This window comes from Mitsuokella multacida DSM 20544, assembly GCF_000155955.1.
GTDB lineage: Bacteria > Bacillota > Negativicutes > Selenomonadales > Selenomonadaceae > Mitsuokella > Mitsuokella multacida.
This window is the reverse complement of the sequence record NZ_GG697143.2, coordinates 203988-220617: the sequence shown is the minus strand read 5'-3', so window position 1 is coordinate 220617 and position 16630 is coordinate 203988. Positions and strand designations below refer to the sequence as shown.

At 59.4% G+C, this 16630-nt stretch carries 14 protein-coding genes, 2 tRNA genes and 1 pseudogene; all 17 read right to left on the bottom strand.

What is annotated here, in order from left to right:
• Positions 1-450 precede the first annotated feature (450 nt).
• Positions 451-527, bottom strand: a tRNA-Met gene (locus tag MITSMUL_RS11635).
• A gap of 6 nt (positions 528-533) precedes the next feature.
• Positions 534-619: transfer RNA gene (locus MITSMUL_RS11630), tRNA-Tyr, on the bottom strand.
• Positions 620-695: 76 nt separating this feature from the next.
• Entirely contained in the window at positions 696-1835 is a 1140-nt protein-coding gene (gene ftsZ / locus MITSMUL_RS11625; protein WP_071599960.1) for a cell division protein FtsZ, read from the bottom strand.
• Between the two features lie 146 nt (positions 1836-1981).
• On the bottom strand, positions 1982-2755 hold the full coding sequence (locus MITSMUL_RS11620; RefSeq protein WP_005842955.1) for a cell division protein FtsQ/DivIB: 774 nt from the start codon (positions 2753-2755) through the stop codon (positions 1982-1984).
• A 72-nt stretch (positions 2756-2827) separates the two neighbouring features.
• A complete protein-coding gene (locus MITSMUL_RS11615) occupies positions 2828-3766 on the bottom strand; it encodes a D-alanine--D-alanine ligase family protein (RefSeq protein ID WP_005842953.1) in 939 nt (312 codons plus the stop codon).
• Between the two features lie 63 nt (positions 3767-3829).
• On the bottom strand, positions 3830-5236 hold the full coding sequence (gene murC / locus MITSMUL_RS11610) for a UDP-N-acetylmuramate--L-alanine ligase (RefSeq protein WP_244944577.1): 1407 nt from the start codon (positions 5234-5236) through the stop codon (positions 3830-3832).
• A 68-nt stretch (positions 5237-5304) separates the two neighbouring features.
• The gene (gene murG, locus MITSMUL_RS11605) at positions 5305-6414 is read right to left on the bottom strand and encodes an undecaprenyldiphospho-muramoylpentapeptide beta-N-acetylglucosaminyltransferase (RefSeq protein ID WP_005842949.1); all 1110 of its coding nucleotides are present in this window, start codon (positions 6412-6414) and stop codon (positions 5305-5307) included.
• 21 nt (positions 6415-6435) lie between these two features.
• On the bottom strand, positions 6436-7830 hold the full coding sequence (gene murD, locus MITSMUL_RS11600; RefSeq protein ID WP_187115562.1) for a UDP-N-acetylmuramoyl-L-alanine--D-glutamate ligase: 1395 nt from the start codon (positions 7828-7830) through the stop codon (positions 6436-6438).
• A 66-nt stretch (positions 7831-7896) separates the two neighbouring features.
• Positions 7897-8850, bottom strand: a complete 954-nt coding sequence (gene mraY / locus MITSMUL_RS11595) for a phospho-N-acetylmuramoyl-pentapeptide-transferase (protein WP_005842945.1) — start codon at positions 8848-8850, stop codon at positions 7897-7899.
• Positions 8851-8898: 48 nt separating this feature from the next.
• Positions 8899-10278 (bottom strand): UDP-N-acetylmuramoyl-tripeptide--D-alanyl-D-alanine ligase, encoded by a 1380-nt coding sequence (locus MITSMUL_RS11590; RefSeq protein WP_005842944.1) that lies wholly within the window; start codon positions 10276-10278, stop codon positions 8899-8901.
• A gap of 41 nt (positions 10279-10319) precedes the next feature.
• Positions 10320-11819, bottom strand: coding sequence for a UDP-N-acetylmuramoyl-L-alanyl-D-glutamate--2,6-diaminopimelate ligase (locus MITSMUL_RS11585; protein ID WP_040636434.1), 1500 nt, complete (start codon positions 11817-11819; stop codon positions 10320-10322).
• Positions 11820-11991: 172 nt separating this feature from the next.
• Positions 11992-12372 carry a cell division protein FtsL gene (locus MITSMUL_RS11580; RefSeq protein ID WP_005842939.1) on the bottom strand — a complete coding sequence of 127 codons (381 nt, stop codon included), beginning with the start codon at positions 12370-12372 and terminating at the stop codon, positions 11992-11994.
• Entirely contained in the window at positions 12372-13349 is a 978-nt protein-coding gene (gene rsmH / locus MITSMUL_RS11575; RefSeq protein WP_050751708.1) for a 16S rRNA (cytosine(1402)-N(4))-methyltransferase RsmH, read from the bottom strand. The genes MITSMUL_RS11580 and rsmH overlap by 1 nt, the downstream gene beginning before the upstream one ends.
• A gap of 54 nt (positions 13350-13403) precedes the next feature.
• The gene (mraZ, locus tag MITSMUL_RS11570) at positions 13404-13841 is read right to left on the bottom strand and encodes a division/cell wall cluster transcriptional repressor MraZ (RefSeq protein WP_005842935.1); all 438 of its coding nucleotides are present in this window, start codon (positions 13839-13841) and stop codon (positions 13404-13406) included.
• A 181-nt stretch (positions 13842-14022) separates the two neighbouring features.
• On the bottom strand, positions 14023-14733 hold the full coding sequence (locus tag MITSMUL_RS11565) for a hypothetical protein (RefSeq protein ID WP_147652962.1): 711 nt from the start codon (positions 14731-14733) through the stop codon (positions 14023-14025).
• Between the two features lie 151 nt (positions 14734-14884).
• Positions 14885-16141 carry an RNA-guided endonuclease InsQ/TnpB family protein gene (locus MITSMUL_RS11560; RefSeq protein ID WP_040636433.1) on the bottom strand — a complete coding sequence of 419 codons (1257 nt, stop codon included), beginning with the start codon at positions 16139-16141 and terminating at the stop codon, positions 14885-14887.
• Positions 16110-16304 (bottom strand): annotated as a pseudogene (locus tag MITSMUL_RS13220) (recombinase family protein); the annotation flags it as partial. The pseudogene MITSMUL_RS13220 and the gene MITSMUL_RS11560, both read right to left, overlap by 32 nt.
• Positions 16305-16630: the final 326 nt, after the last annotated feature.

Sequence of the window (16630 nt, the reverse complement as noted above, 5' to 3'; positions counted from 1 at the left end):
AAAGCTCAGTAAAGAAATTGCCGATTGCTTATGTTCATAATCAATCGATGTTTTTAAAAACATCTGGCTTGAATCACAAATGATTCATGTTGCATTGTTTAGTTTTCAAAGAACAACTTTGTCTTTCGAAGCTTGCCTTCGTTTGAAATGCTTTGCTTCAAGCGACTCATTTATTGTACCGCATCTCTTTTAGACTGTCAAGAACTTTTTTATTTTTCTTTCTTGTCTGAAAGACAACCGATTGCATCTTGCAAGCTGTTTCCACTCAAGGAACCTTGTCTTGCGTTTCATGCTGACCGGTATCTCGCGGCGACTTGTATTATATTACAGGATGGCGGTGCATTTGTCAACACCTATTTCTCAAAATCCGTAATTTTTTGAGCCGCTCCCCTGCAGCATATACAAAGCAATAAAAAACGCATCGATTGCTCGATGCGTCATAATGGCTATTGGTGGCGGCACAGAGATTTGAACTCCGGACACTGCGGGTATGAACCGCATGCTCTAGCCAACTGAGCTATGCCGCCAAGAAATGGTGGGCAGGGATGGATTCGAACCATCGTAATCCGAAGATGACAGATTTACAGTCTGTTCCCTTTAACCACTCGGGCACCTACCCATTTCTCAACAAGTGCGTCAAGAACAAGTATTATTATAGCGGCTCCCCACGCACTTGTCAACACTTATTTCATTTTTTATTTCTTGCGCATCCAGACCGGGATATCGATGAAGCTGTCCGTGCCGACCGTGCTGCCGATGGACGGATCCGGAGCCTGGGTGTTCTGGGCAGGGGCCTGCTGCGGCTGTGCCTGAGGCTGGGCCTGCTGTGCCTTGGTGTCAGGAATACCGACAGTCTCCTCCGGCGCGTCAAAGCCCGTGGCGATAACCGTCACGCGCACCGTGTCGCCCATCGAATCGTCGATGGACGCACCCCAGATGATGTTTGCCTGCGAATCGGCAGCCTTCTCGATGGCCTCCGATGCCTCGGTGACCTCGAACATGCTGAGGTTCTCCTCTGCACCCGTCACGTTAAGCAGCACGCCGCGTGCACCGTCGATGCTCGTCTCGAGCAGCGGCGAAGCGATGGCGGCCTTGGCGGCCTCGACGGCCGCATTCTCGCCCGAAGCCTCGCCAATGCCCATGAGAGCAGACCCCGCATTGCTCATGATGCTCTTGACATCGGCAAAGTCGAGGTTGATGAGGCCCGGCAGGGCGATGAGGTCCGAGATACCTTTAACGCCCTGGCGCAGGACATCATCGGCGATGCTGAACGCCTGCGTGATCGGCGTCTTCTTGTCGACGACCTGCATGAGGCGGTCGTTCGGGATCGTGATGATCGTGTCCACGTGCTTCTTGAGGTTCTCGATGCCGAGCTCCGCATTGCGGCGGCGCTTCATGCCCTCAAACGAGAACGGGCGCGTCACGACGCCGACCGTCAGCGCGCCGATCTCACGCGCGCACTCTGCCACAACAGGGGCAGCACCAGTACCCGTGCCGCCGCCCATGCCGGCCGTCACGAAGACCATGTCCGCGCCGCGCAGCGTGTCGAGGATGTCGTCGCGGCTCTCCTCAGCGGCCTTCTGGCCGATCTCAGGCTGTGCGCCGGCGCCGAGACCGCGCGTGAGCTTCTCACCGATCTGCATGCGCTTCGGTGCCAGGGATTTGAGCAGTGCCTGTGCATCCGTATTGACTGCAATGAACTCCACGCCCTGCAGTCCAAGATTGATCATACGGTTGACGGCGTTGCTGCCGCCGCCACCTACACCGATTACTTTAATTTTGGCTAATTGATCGAGCCCGTTATCGTCCAGTTCAAACACTGCCCTAACCCCCATCATCTATAATACGATACTATATCCTGTCTATTTTCCGGCATCTCCGAGATGTCTATTTCATTTAGCAATAAGATACCTCTATCAGTTTACCATCATTTTATACTGAATTCCATAGGCAAAGTGAAAAATTTATGCAGAGCGCAACGTTAGGACTTCCCATCCGCCTTATCCAAGTCCGGATTGAAATCCTTGAGCTTGATGAAAGGCGCTTCGTAGCTGAAGTCGACGTAGTCGATGGTGTGGCGGCTCGTCTTGAGCGACTTGACGAAGTCGGCCGTAAGCACGGCCTTCTCGTCGAGACGGTCGAGCTTGCCGAGGCGAATCTGGACAGAGCTGTTCGCGTAGGCGACGACAGCATCCTGATTGGCGATGTTGACCTCCGAGATCTGATTGAGCGCCTCTGCGTCGATCTGGTCGAGGAAGTAGAGGACCTTCTTGACATTCTCGTCCGTGACCTCGTCGCCGAGGTAGAGCCCCTTGACCTCCATGCCCGTGATCAGCGGGATTGGCACGCTGTGCAGCGCGCGGTAGGCCGCGATGATCGTACCGCTGCGGTCGAGGTCCAGGTAGCCGTAGTCACAAGCGACCGTCGCGACTGGCTTGCGCTCGGTGACCTCGATCTCGAGGCGGTCCGGCAGGCGGCGCCGCACGACAGCCGACTCGATGCGCAGGTCGTGCATGAGGTTCTGCGCCACGGCATCGGTCTGCAGCTGGAAGAGTGGCTCGCCCGTGTGGATGCGGCCGATCTCGCAGATCTGCTCTTTCGTCAGGTAGCTCGCGCCGCTGACCTCCACGCGTTGCAGCGTGAAGATTGGCGTGTAGACGACGATGGCCATGACGAGGCCGCAGGCCGCCAGGAACAGGAGTCCCTTGAAAAGCCGCCTGCCGCTGCGATGTTTTTTCTGCTCTTGTTCCTTCAATATCGTTCCCCCTATAGAAAAGCGCCGGACAATTCGAGGTCCGGCGCAGCAGATCACATAAAGCGCGTGAGCTTATTTCTGGAAGCCAGCCATCTCGAGGATGCGCTCGCAGAGCTCTGGGAACTCCACACCCATCGCGCGGCCAGCATCCGGCACGAGCGAGAGCTCCGTCATGCCCGGCACCGAGTTGACCTCGATGACGTACGGCGTGCCGTCCTCGCTGAGCATCATGTCGACGCGGGCAACACCCTTGCAGCCGCAGGCCGTGAACGTCTTGATGGCGAGGTCCTGGATCTCCTTCGTCTTCTCCGCGGAGACGCGAGCCGGGATGATGTGCGTCGAAGCACCCTTCGTATACTTGCTCTCGTAGTCATAGCGGCCCGAAGTCGTCGTGATCTCGATGATCGGGAACGCCTCTTTCTTCTCCTCATTGCCCCAGACAGCGACTGTGAGCTCCTTGCCGCGGATGAACTCCTCGACGAGAACCTCATCGTTGTAGGAGAAGGCTTCCTTGAGCGCATCCTCGAGGGCATCCTTCGTCTCGACGATGTAGACGCCGATGCTCGAGCCCTGCGAAGCGGCCTTAACGACGACCGGCAGCGAGAAGCCCTGCTTGATCTCCGCGGCGAGGTCGCGCTTCATCTCATAGCGGTAGTACGTGTGCGAGCGCGGCGTCGAGATGCCCTCTGCGACGAAGACGCGCTTCGAAGCTGCCTTGTCCATCGTGACGGCAGCAGCCAGGACGCCCGAGCCCGTATACGGGATGCCGAGCATGTCGAGCGTGCCCTGCAGGACGCCGTCCTCGCCGAACTTGCCGTGCAGCGCGTTGAATACGATCGCGCAGCCGCTCTTCTTGATGTCCTCCGCAAACGTCGGCGGATTGAGCTCCATACCCTCTGCGTTGTAGCCCTTCGACTGCAGTGCCTTGAGGATGGCCGAGCCCGTCTGGCGCGAGATCTCTGCTTCCGTGGACGGACCACCCATGACGACGACGATCTTATCCTGATTCATGATGAAAATTTCTCCTTTACCCTCTTATCGTATCTCTTACCGGCAGTATGCGCAGCGCATGTTTCACTTTGCCTGCAACAGCGCGACGAGCTCTTCGCCCGTCTTGTAGATGTCACCGGCGCCCATCGTGATGACGAGGTCGCCCGGCTGCACGAAATCCTTGAGATAGGCGGCGAGCTTCTCGCGCGCCGGCTCGTAGACGACGTGCTGGCCCGACTGGCGCTGTACCTCGTCGACAATCGTCTGGCCGCTGATGCCCGGGATTGGCGCTTCGCCCGCTGCGTAGACGTCCGTGAGCACGAGAACGTCAGCTGAGACGAAGGCCTTGCCGAACTCCTCGTGCAAGAGCTGCGTGCGCGAGTAGCGGTGCGGCTGGAAGACGCAGATCAGGCGCTTCGGGTTCGTCTCCTTGGCGGCCTTGAGCGTCGCCGCAATCTCCGTCGGATGATGCGCGTAGTCGTCGACGATCCAGACGCCATTCACGCGGCCCTTCGTCTGGAAGCGGCGTTTTGCACCGTGGAATGCCGCAAGGCCCGATGCCATCTTCTCGAAGCTCACGCCGATCGAGAGGCCTGTGACGATGCAGGCCATCGCGTCGAGGACATTGTGGCGGCCCGGGATGTTGAGGTCGACGTGGCCGAGCTCTTCTTCACCGTGGAAGACGTCGAACGAGATGCCCGTGCCGCTGTGCGTGATGTTCTTCGCGCGATAATCGGCCTCATGGTCGATGGCATACGTGATGTACTTGCGGTCAAGGTTCTTGGCCATGTTACGCAGGTTCTCGTTGTCGAAGCAGATGACGGCGTAGCCTGTCTCCTTGTCGACGTTCTGAATGAACTGCGTGAACGCCTTGATGATGTTCTCCATCGTGCCGTAGTGATCCATGTGGTCGTCTTCGACATTCGTCACGACGGCGATGTGCGGGTGGAGCTTGAGGAAGGAACCGTCGCTCTCATCGGCCTCCGACACGAGGTAGTCGCTCGTGCCGAGCTCTGCATTCGTGCCGAGGTCGGGGACCTCGCCGCCGACGACGACCGACGGCGAGACGCCGGCATGCGTCAGGGCGACGCCGAGCATCGAAGTCGTCGTCGTCTTGCCGTGCGCGCCGGCGACCGCGATGCCCTTGTACTCATTGACGAGTGCCGCATTGATATCCGAGCGGTGCAGCTTCGTGATGCCGAGGTCCTTGGCCGCCAGGACTTCCGGATTATCGAACGGGATGGCAGTCGAGACGACGATGGCGTCCACACCGCGGACGTTCTCCGCCTTCTGGCCGCCCAGCGTGATCTTCGCGCCCATCTGGCGCAGTTTCTCGATGATGCCGGAATCCTCGCGGTCCGACCCCGACACCTCATAGCCGAGTTCCACCATCATCTTGGCCAGCGGGCTCATGCCGGCGCCGCCGATGCCTACGAAATGAATCTTCTTGATGCCTTTCAGCTCTTTGAGCTCTTTATGCACTCCAATCACCTTTTCCCTTTTACCCTGTGATTCAATCTCTATGCACTCGTATTTCGTTCTCTATCTTTGTCTGTCTCTTATTTCTTGGCGATCGCGAGCACGAGGTCCGCGATATCGCTGGCCGCCTGCGGGCGTCCCATCGCGCGGCTGGCCTTTGCCATCGCCCGCAGCTTGTCCGGCTCGCTCAAGAGCTCTGTGAGCACGGAGCTCAGGCGTTCCGGCGTCAGATCACGGTCGAGGATCATGCGCGCCGCACCAGCTTCCTCGAGGGCGCGCGCATTGTGCTCCTGATGGTTCTCCGCCGCATACGGATACGGGATCAGGATGGCGGGGATGCCGCGTGCCGTGAGCTCGGCAAGGCCCGTCGCACCAGCGCGGAAAATCGCGAGGTCCGCCACCGCCATCGCCTGCGGCATGTTGTAGAGGTACGGCTTGACGAGAAGCTGCGGGCACGATGCGAGGTCGACGCCCGCCTGCTTGAGGCCGTCTAGCACGCCCTGATAGCCGCGCTTGCCCGTCACGTGCAGGAACTGCACCTCAGGATGCGGCGCCGCATTCTTGAGCACGCCGATCATCGCGAGGTTGATGGCGCGCGCGCCACGGCTGCCGCCCGAGATGAGCACCGTCAGCTTCTTCGGGTCAAGGCCGAAGGCCGCTGCCCCCTGCTCGCGCTGTGCCGAGAGCACCTCGCTGCGGATCGGGTTGCCCGTGAAGACGACCTTGTCCGCCGGGAAGTGCTTCATGGCCTCCTCCGTGCCCGCCGCGATCTTCGTCACGAACTTCGAGAGGATCTTGTTGGTGATGCCTGGCACGACGTTCTGCTCCTGGATGAGCGTCGGGATGTGCATGAGGCTGGCCGCGAGCAGGATGGGCCCGCAGACGTAGCCGCCCGTGCCGATGACGACGTCCGGCTTGAAGCTGTGGACGATGCGCGTTGCCTTGGCCACGCCGACCATCGCGCGCCCCGCGCGCAGGATGTTGTCGGCCGTCAGATGGCGTTCAAATCCCTGGATGTCGACCGTCGTAAAAGGCAGCCCTTCCTTCGGGATGATGTCGGCCTCGAGGCCCCGCTTCGTGCCGACGTAGAGGAATTTCGCGTCGGGGACCTTCTGCTGGATGGTCCGGATGATGGTGATGGCCGGGTAGATATGGCCGCCCGTGCCGCCGCCTGAAACAATGATATTCAAGGTAAATCCTCCCGCTCAGCGTCACTTCTGCTGTTCTAATTCATGTACGAGGTGCTTGAAGTCGCGGCCGCGCTCCGCCATGTCATGGTACATGTCGAAGCTCGCGCAGGCCGGCGAGAGCAGCACGACGGCCGGCTCCTTGGCCAGCGCATGCGCGATCTCGACCGCCTTGCGCATCGAGTAGCCCGCCGCGTAGATCTGGTTCTCGGGGAAGCCGTTATCGACGGCCGCCCCGTAGAAGCGGGCCGCCGCGCGGCCGATGAGGACGAGCGCATCGACGCGCTCGCAGACGAGCTTCATGAAGTCCGTGAGGTCCGTCATCTTGTCGTCGCCGCCCGCGAGCAGGATGATGTGACCGTCGAACGTCTCGAGCGCCTTGATGGCCGAGTCTGTATTCGTCGCCTTCGAGTCGTTGTAGTACGGCACGCCATCGATCGTCGTCACGTACTCGATGCGGTGCTCGACGCCGCGGAACGATTTGAGCACCGGGACCATCAGCGTGGGCTCGCAGCCGGCGAAGAACGCCACAGCGATGGCCGCGAGGGCGTTCTCGACGTTGTGCGGGCCCTTGATGCCGAGCTCATCCGTATGGCAGAGCTCGTATTCCTGACCCTGCCAGCGGATGACGATGAGGCCGTTCTTTACATCACCGCGCACGAAGACGCCCTCTTCGAGTTCCTCGCGGCGGCTGAAGTAGCAGACCTGCGCCACCGTGCGCGCCTTCATGCCGCGCGTCTTCTCGTCGTCGTAATTGAGGACGAGGTAGTCGTCCTCCGTCTCCTCGCGGAAGAGGCGCTCCTTCATGGCCTGGTAGACCTCCATCGAGCCGTGGCGCACGATGTGGTCCGGCGTCACATTGAGCACGGCCGCGACATGCGGGTGGAAGTGCTCCGTCGCCTCCATCTGGTAGCTCGAGATCTCCGCCGCGATGCAGCCGCCCCTGCCGATGCGCAGGGCCTCTTCCGACAGCGGCACACCGATGTTGCCGCCGACGCCGACCTTGTCGTAATGCGTCTCGAGCAGCAGGCCGAGGAGCGTCGTCGTCGTCGTCTTGCCATTCGTGCCCGTCACCGCGCAGATCGGCGACTCCGCGATGTCATAGGCGAGCTCCACCTCGCTCATGACGCGGATGCCCTTTTTATAAGCAGCCTGGATCAGCGGGATGCGCACCGGCACGGCCGGCGAGACGATGACCGTATCCACGCCCTCGAGCAGGCTCTCCTGCTGCGGGCCGAAGGCAAGCGCAATGCCGAGTCCGCGCAGCTTCGCGAAGTCGTCGCCGAGCTTCGTGAGCTCTTCTTCCGTCTTTGCGTCGCTCAGCGTGACCGATGCGCCGAAGCGGCGGGCGAGCTTTGCCGCCGCAAAGCCGCTGATGCCCGCGCCGATGACGAGCACGTTCTTCTGGTTCCAATCCAACTCCATGACAAGTCCCCCCGGATATACAAGAAAATCTGATTTTCGACTTTAAGTCTAAGATCGCTGTTACGGCATCATCAGCAGTCCGACGATGCTCGCGACGAGTCCGACCATCCAGAAGACGAAGACGACCTTCGTCTCCTTCCAGCCGCCGAGCTCGAAGTGATGGTGGATCGGGCTCATGCGGAAGACGCGCTTGCCCGTCGTCTTGAACGAGATGACCTGGATGATGACGGAGAGTGCCTCGCAGACAAAGACAAAGCCGATGACCGCGAGCAGGATCTCCGTGTGCGTCAGGATGCCGACCGCCGCAACAGCACCGCCGAGTGCCAGCGAGCCCGTGTCGCCCATGAAGACCTTGGCCGGATGCGCATTGAAGCGCAGGAAGGCCAGGCAGGCCATCATCATGGCCACGCCGAAGATGGCGAGGTCGTAGTGGCCCGTCATATAGCAGACGAGCGCATAGGCACCCGAGGCGATGGCCACCGTGCCCGAGGCCAGTCCGTCGAGGCCGTCCGTCAGGTTGACCGCGTTGCTCGTGCCGACGAGCACGAAGAGCACGAGGAAGTAGTAGCCGATGCCGATGTCGACATTGACATCCGCAATCGGGATCCAGATGGTCGTGTCGATGCCGAGCACGCGCGTGCCGACGATCATCGTCACGATGGCGATGAGGATCTGGCCGAGCATCTTCTGCTTCGCCTTGAGGCCGAGGTTGCGCTTCTTGACGACCTTGATGTAGTCATCGAGGAAGCCCAGCACGAAGTGGCCGAGCGTGATGAAGAGGGCCAGCAGCACAGCCGGCGTCAGCGGCGCCGCCGCCACTGTCGCGACCACGATGGCCAGGATGATCATGATGCCGCCCATCGTCGGCGTGCCGCTCTTGGCCTGATGGCTCTTCGGCCCTTCCTCACGGATGCTCTGTCCGAATTTGAGCTTGTGCAACTCCGGGATCAGTAACGGCCCAATGCAGAGCACAAGGCCGGCGGCAAAGATCGCCGCAAGAAGTATCTTATCCAAAATCTAACGTCTCCACTCTCTTTATGATTTCCCGCCTCAAGCAAACGCTCAGAGCAGGTCGATGATCTTTTCCATCTGCATGCCGCGCGAGCCCTTGAAGAGGATCGTGTCGCCCGGCTCGAGGATCTTGTGCAGGTAGTCGGCCGCCGCCTCGTGCGAATCCGCACGGAAGACCTGCGGCACGCCGCCCTCCTCCGCGCCGTCTGCGATGAACGCGCCCATCTGGCCGCGCGTGACGACAGCAGCAAAGCCGTGCTCCGCGAGCTCATGGCCGACCTCGCGATGCGCCTCTTCCGAGACACTGCCGAGCTCGAGCATGTCGCCCATGACCGCGATCTTGCGTCCCTTTGTGAGCTCCGAAAGCGTCTCGATGGCCGCCTTCATCGACATCGGGCTTGCATTGTAGGCGTCGTTGATGACGTGGTACGTCTTGACGTCCTGTACCTCGAAGCGCATCTTCGTCGCCTTGAGGTTGCGCAGGCCAGAGGCTGCCTCTGCAGGCGTCAGGCCGAGCGCAAAGCCGGCCGCGATGGCCGCGAGGGCGTTGTAGACATTGTGGCGGCCGACCATCGCGAACGTGAACGTCTGCTCGCGGCCCTTCCACTCAATCTTGAAGCGCGTCTCATGGCCGTCGATCGTCTCGATGGTCTCTTCCTTGGCGCGCACATCGGCTTCCTTCTCGATGCCGAACGTCAGGACGCGGACGCCCTCCCTCGCCTGCGAGCGCATGGCCGCGACGTACGGGTTGTCCGCATTGAGGACGACTGTGCCGCCCGCGGGGATGGCCTCGACCATCTCCGACTTGGCCTTCGCGATGTTCTCGATGGAGCCGAGGAGCTCCATATGCGTCTCGCCGACATTCGTCACGATGCCGACCGTCGGCGCCGCAATCGGAGCCATTGCCTCGATCTGGTGCAGGCCGCGCATGCCGATCTCGACGACCGCAGCCGTATGCTCCTTGCGAAGGCCCAGAAGCGTCAGCGGCAGGCCGATCTCATTGTTGTAGTTGGCCTGCGTCTTGAGGACAGGGCCGCGCGCCGAGAGCACCGCAGCCGTGAGGTCCTTCGTCGTCGTCTTGCCGTTCGAGCCCGTGATGGCGACGACCGGCAGCGAGAAGCGCATGCGCCAGGCGTGCGCGAGCTGCTGGTAGGCCGTCAGCGTGTCTTCGGCGATCAGCACCGTCGTCTTGAGGCCGGCCAGCTGCGCCTTCGGGCAGCTCGTGCTGACCATGACGCCGCTCGCGCCCTTCTCGACCGCATCGCGCACGAAATCCTCGCCGTTGAAGCGCTCGCCCTTGAAGGCGAGGAACAGGACCCCCGGCGTGATCTTGCGCGTATCCGTCACGATATCCGTGAACTCTTCATGCTCCATCTTATAGAGCTGTGCCCCCGTCGCTTCGCGGACCTCATCAAGCGTAAATGCTGGCATCGGAATACTCCCTTCTGCACTATCGCAACTGTTGCAATTCGTCAATTCTTCTTGGCCAGCTTGGCAGCGACAGCTGCGCGGGCCTCTTCCTTATCATCAAAGTGGATGGTCTTGTCCTTGAGGATCTGATAGTTCTCGTGACCCTTGCCGAGGATGACGACAATATCGTCCTTCTCCGCCATCTCGATGGCGCGGTAGATGGCGTGGCGGCGGTCCACGATGAGCTCGTGGTGCTTCGTGCCGATGGCCTCATCGACGCCCTCTTCGACCTGCGAGAGGATGAACTCTGGGTCCTCCGTGCGCGGGTTGTCCGACGTCGCGATGACGACATCCGCGAGCTCCGCCGCAAGGCGGCCCATAATCGGGCGCTTCGTGCGGTCGCGGTCGCCGCCGCAGCCGAAGACCGCGATGATGCGCTTCTTCGCAATCTTGCGCGCCGTCTTGAGGACGTTCTCGACGCCGTCCGGCGTATGCGCGTAGTCGACGATGATCGAGAAGTCCTGGCCCGCCTTGACGAGCTCGAAGCGGCCCGGCACCGCCGTGAAGGCCTCGAGCGTCTCCTTGATGACGGCCGCATCGATGTGCTCCGCCAGAGCCGCGCCGACCGCGCTCATGACATTGTAGACATTGAAGATGCCCGTGATGTGGAGTTTCAGCGGCATCTCGCCGAAGCTCTCATGATGCAGCACGAACTCCGCACCGTTTGCGTGGACGAGGATGTCCGTCGCGCGCAGGTCGGCTTCCTTCTCGATGGCGTACGTCAGGTGCTTGCACTTCGCGTGCGCGAGCATCGTCGCGCCGACCGCATCGTCGATGTTGACGACGGCCGTCTTGCCCTGCTTGCAGCCCGTCTCCGACACGTGGTCGAAGAGCTTCGCCTTCGCGAGCATGTAGTTCTTGAGCGTCTTGTGGTAGTCGAGGTGGTCCTGCGTGAGATTCGTGAAGACCGCCGTGTCAAACTCGATACCCGCCACGCGGTTCTGGTCGAGCGCGTGCGACGAGACCTCCATGACGACGTAGTCCATGCCCTTGTCGCGCATCATCGCGAGCGTGTGCTGGAGCTCGACGACATCCGGCGTCGTATTGTGGATGGGCAGCACCTCATCCTCGATCATGATCTGGATCGTGCCAATAAGGCCAACCTTGTAGCCAGCCTTGCGCAGGATGGCGCGCGTGATATAGCTCGTCGTCGTCTTGCCGTTCGTGCCCGTGATGCCCACGACGCGCATCTTGCGCGCCGGATAATCGTGGAAGTACGGCACAATCGTGTCGAGCGCCGGCTGCAGCTCCTTGACGCGCAGCACCGCGATGCCCTCCGGCACCTCGACATCCTCGCGCGTCGTCACGATGGCGCTTGCACCCGCCGCGACTGCCTGCGGGATGAACTTGTGGCCGTCGACATGGACGCCCGGGATGCAGACGAAGAGCGTGCCCTTCTGCACCTTGCGCGAATCATGCTCGATGCCCGTGATGACCGTATCGCGATTCCCGATGACGACAGCATCCGTCAAGAGATCTGCCAGCTGACCGATAGTTTTCATGTTATTATTTCCTCCCCAAGGCTCCGCCTGCAGTCCCATGCCGCCGCGGGCCGTTCTTTATTATAGCGCAACTGTCCGGATTTTGCACAAGCAAAATGGACCAATCGGCATTCCATCAGCGTCCTGCAAACACAAAAGAAGCTGCTCATTGTCTTTGCAGCCTCTTGTCTTCTTATTTACTTTCATGCGCGAAATACGTCTTCTTCGGGACCTGCATGCCGAGCTGGCTCTCCGCGATCGACTTGATGCGCTCCGGGTTCTTGAGCTTCGCAATCTCCACATTGAGACGCTCATTCTCCTGCTCGATGCGGGTGGCCTCGCTCTGCGTCTCCACAAGCGTGTAGCCGCGGCTCGCACTGATGCCGCTGCCAATCGTCACGAGCATCGCGAGCAGCGCCGTGACGAAGAAGAGCACCTGGAAATGAGAGCGCAGCGATGTGTTGAGCACGTGGTGCACGAACTCGCGCCGGTCCGAGCGCTTGCCCTCGCGCTCTGCCTGCTCCGTCGGTACTTCCTGATACGGTTCCTCTGGTTTTTCCTGTCTTGCCAGCATCAGCGCTCCCCCTTTCTCGTCTCTTCCTGATTATTATCGGTAGCCAACTTCTCCGCGATGCGCAGCTTCGCGCTCTTCGAGCGCGAGTTGTGCGCGAGCTCATCCGCCGTCGCCTGCTTCGGCTTGCCGAGCAAGCGAATCTCCGGCTTATGGTGGCAGACACAGACCGGCAGCTCCGGCGGGCAGATGCAGCCGCGCGCCATCTCCTTGAGCGTCTGCTTCGCGATGCGGTCCTCCAGCGAGTGGAAGGTGATGATTGCGATGCGGCCGCCCGGCTTCAGGTGATGCACCGCCGTGCGGAATGCCTTCTCGAGGATGCCGAGCTCGTCATTGACCTCGATGCGGATGGCCTGGAAGATGCGCTTCGCCGGGTGGCCATTCGCCGCCTGGCGCACCGCCTTCGGCACGGCCTTGCAGATGATGTCGACGAGCTCGCCCGTGCGCTCGATGGGCTTTTTCATGCGCTCCTTGACGATGAACTGCGCGATGCGGCGGCCCCAGCGCTCCTCGCCGTAGTCGTGGAAGATGCGGTCGAGCTCCTTCTCGCTGTACGTGTTGACGACATCGTACGCCGAAAACTTCGCCTCCGGGTCCATGCGCATGTCGAGCGGCGCATCATGCATGTACGAGAAGCCGCGCTCCGCCGTGTCGATCTGATGCGACGAGACACCGAGGTCGAAGACGACGCCGTCGACGAGCGGTGCACCCTGCGCCTCGAGAATCTCCTCGAGATGCGAGAAATTGCTGTGCACGATGTCCACGCGGCACTTGACGTCCTTGAGGCGTTCCTTCGCCGCCTCGATGGCCTCCTCATCCTGGTCGATGCCGATGATGCGCCCCTTCGGTGAGAGCAGTTCCGCGATGCGGTGAGAGTGGCCAGCGCCGCCCAAGGTACAGTCGACATAGATCCCTTCTTTATTTGTCACGAGACCCTTGACTGTCTCCTCCAGCATGACGCTGATATGATGAAACTCCACGTTTCCTGCCCCCATCTGTCTTCATTTCTTGGTTCGTATCTTGCTTCTCTTACTTCAAATGCCGAGCTCTGCCAGCGACGCCGCGATGGCCGTCACGTCCGGCTCGACTTCTTCGTTGTAGCGGCTCCACTGGTCCTTGCTCCAGACCTCGATGCGGTTGTCCGCGCCCGTCAGTACGACCGACTGGCGCAGCGTGATGTCCGCATAGGCGCGCAGATTCGCCGGCACGAGGAAACGCCCCTGCTTATCGCACTCGAGTGTGCGCGCCCCCGAGAAGAAGAAGCGCACGATCGCGCGCGCCTCCGGCTTCGCGAGCGGCAGCGCCCGCAATTTTGCCGCGAGTTCCTCCCATGCCTGCTGGCCGTAGAGGAAGAGGCACTTGTCGAGCCCTTTCGTGATGACAAAGGAAACGCCGAGCTCCTGGCGGAAATCAGCCGGAAGGATGACGCGGCCTTTCGCGTCAATCGTATGGGCATACTCACCCATGAACATCCTTCTGCACCGCCCTTCCACCAATCAGACATTTTTCCCCACAATTCACCACTTTATCTATTCTTTTTTATAGCAGATAAATCCTGCTTTTGCAAGGGGAAATTCATTTTCTATAGAAAAAGGAAAGCCTTTCTCATCCAAAAGAAGATGAGAAAGGCTTTCCCGAAGGCATATCCTGCCCTTAATCTTTGCCGAAATGGATGTAGACACCGTCGAGGTCGGCCACCTCGAGGCCCATCTGCGTGAAGGTCACATGGAGTGCCTTCTCGAAGAGCGCGCGGTTCTTCGTCTCGTCGCCGACGACGATGAGCTTCATCGCCGCATCATCGTCCGGCAGGATTGTGAAGCGCGAGCCGTTGTACTTGAGCGTGAACTCGCCCGTGCCCTTGTCCGTCGTGAGCTCCGTCGTCAGCTCGCGATACTGTGTCGCAGGCTGGTTCGGCTCCGGCAGGACCTGAGCCGACGGCTCAATCTTGACCTCCGTCGTGCGCTTCGCGACATCATAGGTGCCGTAGCGGTGCGTCGTCTTGTCCTCCAATACCTTGAAGAACGGCAGCGTCACGACGCGCTTGTCCTCCGGACGGTCGCCGCCGCGGTCGCCATCCCAGACCGTCTTGTGGCCCGTCGTCTCCGTCGTGTTCTCCGGCGTATTCGACGGATTCGTCGGGTTTTCCGGCAGCGGCGTCACCGTGCCCGTGCCCGGCATCACCGGCGGATTGACCGGCGGCTCGAAGTCCGGCTTGTTCGGCATGCTGAGCGTGACATCGCCGTCGTAGTGGTAACGGTAATTGTCGTAGACATTTCCATCCGTGATGGTCTTGCCATCGATTGTCGTGATGACCCCGTAATGGCCATCCGTCAGCACCCCATCCGGACGGTACGACGGCGTCACCGTCTCACCGTAAACCAGCTGTCCATTGATCGGGTCTGAGCTCGACGGATTGTTCGGGTTCGTGACTGTGTAGACAACGTTATATTTATTATAAATGCCAAATAATGATATTCGTATTTTTAATAAATTTCGCTGTTCACTCTTTCTCGCATCAGGCGCAGCCAGAGCTGCGACGAGCGCTCATCGAAAGGGCTACTACAGCTGGGCGTAACGCTACGCCCTCTATCCCGTCTGCGTTCACGTTCGGGAATACTTTTCGCATAATCTGGTAGGCACCATTGATGTCGGCATTGATTTTCCGGCCATCGCTTGCTTGGAACAGGCCACAATGAACGCGGCGCGATTTGTCATAGCGGTCTTTGGTCGGAGTCTCGCCATCCAAGAATGAAGTGCCGCTCGTATAGCTCTCCTCAGTCAGCATGACCTTCATGCCGATTAATTTGGCCTTGTACTGGAGCATCTGAATGAAGCGGGCGAAAGGCAGCTGCATGAAGCTCTGGTTGACCCTGCGGCCAAGTTTCGCTTCTTGCTTCCAGCCCTTGTTCTTGCCGATGAACAGTACCGGCACATCCTGCTCCGCGCACAGGTCGATGACCTTGCGGCTTGCTTTATGCAGGTAATCTTCGACCTTGCGGTTCCGCTTCGCTGTGAGCCGCGCGATTCGCTTGGATGAATGGCGTCCATTCATCAGCTCACAGATGCTTCTGCGCTTGGCCATCTGCTTGTTGTAGTACTGATTGACCGACTTGAGCGGCGTCCCCTTGAGCAGGACAGGTCGCTTGCCTGTGTTCCAGGCCAGCGCCGCGAGATTGTCGACGCCGATATCGATGGCGGCATACTTTCCATTATCCACTTTTTCCTCGACCTCTGGAATCTCATAGACGAGCTCCAGATTAATTTCGCCACCATGCGGGATAAAGCGTGCCTGCTTGAACACAGCCTCTGGCTGACTGGCGAAGATAGCCTTTACCGTGAACCCTTGAAAGACTCTTGGAAAACGGATGAACCCGTCCTTGAGCTTGCAATTCTGGTTCGTCAGTACTAGCGGGAAATAGCCGTCTTTCGGCTTGTACTTCGGCAGTTTTGGCCGTCCCTTGTACTTTTCGGGATGTGCTTTCCAGTCCTTGATGGCTGCGAAGAACGAAGCCCAGTTCTTATCCAGCAGTCGGAGAGTCTGCTGCGCTGTCTGCGCCGTTGGCATCTCCCGATAGTCGGGGTACTCTGCGTCAGCCTTCAGCAAACGATCGACTTCGCCATAGCGCAGCCATTTGCCATCTTCAATGAATGTTTGATGAATCAGGTAGTTCCCATGGTTGTACAGATTCTTGGAACAATGACAAAATTCACGCAGCATGGCGTAGAACGGTGAAGAAGATTTAAGACGGTGGTGTTCCACTCGTTTCATCATCCTCTATCGCCTCCTTGATCTTCCGCAGTCTCCTGCGGCTTTCATACAGCTTCATGGAGTAGCAGTGCAACAGGCTTACGGCATCCTCGAACACTTCCTGCGAGTCAAGCTTTTCGGACCCAACTTCGCTCATCACGACAATCTCACAGTTGTACTTCTGAAACCATCTTCCTCATTGTAGTCATAGTGGCCATTGGGCATAATGTGGACACGGATAATCCCTGTCTTGACGTATTTCGTGAGCGTTGGCCTAGAAACCTGCAAGACACGAAGAACATCTTTAGCAAACATATGGAAATCACCTCCCCTCTATAGATAATTATAACATATTTTAATATAATCATCTATAAATTTGGTGTGGTTGATTTTATATCTTTACTATATCCTTTCCCCTTTATGCGTACGCCAGAGGCATGGCGTCTTGCTCAGTGATTTACCTCACGTTTATTGCATAAAACAACAGGATATTTTTCTTTAGCATCGGATTAA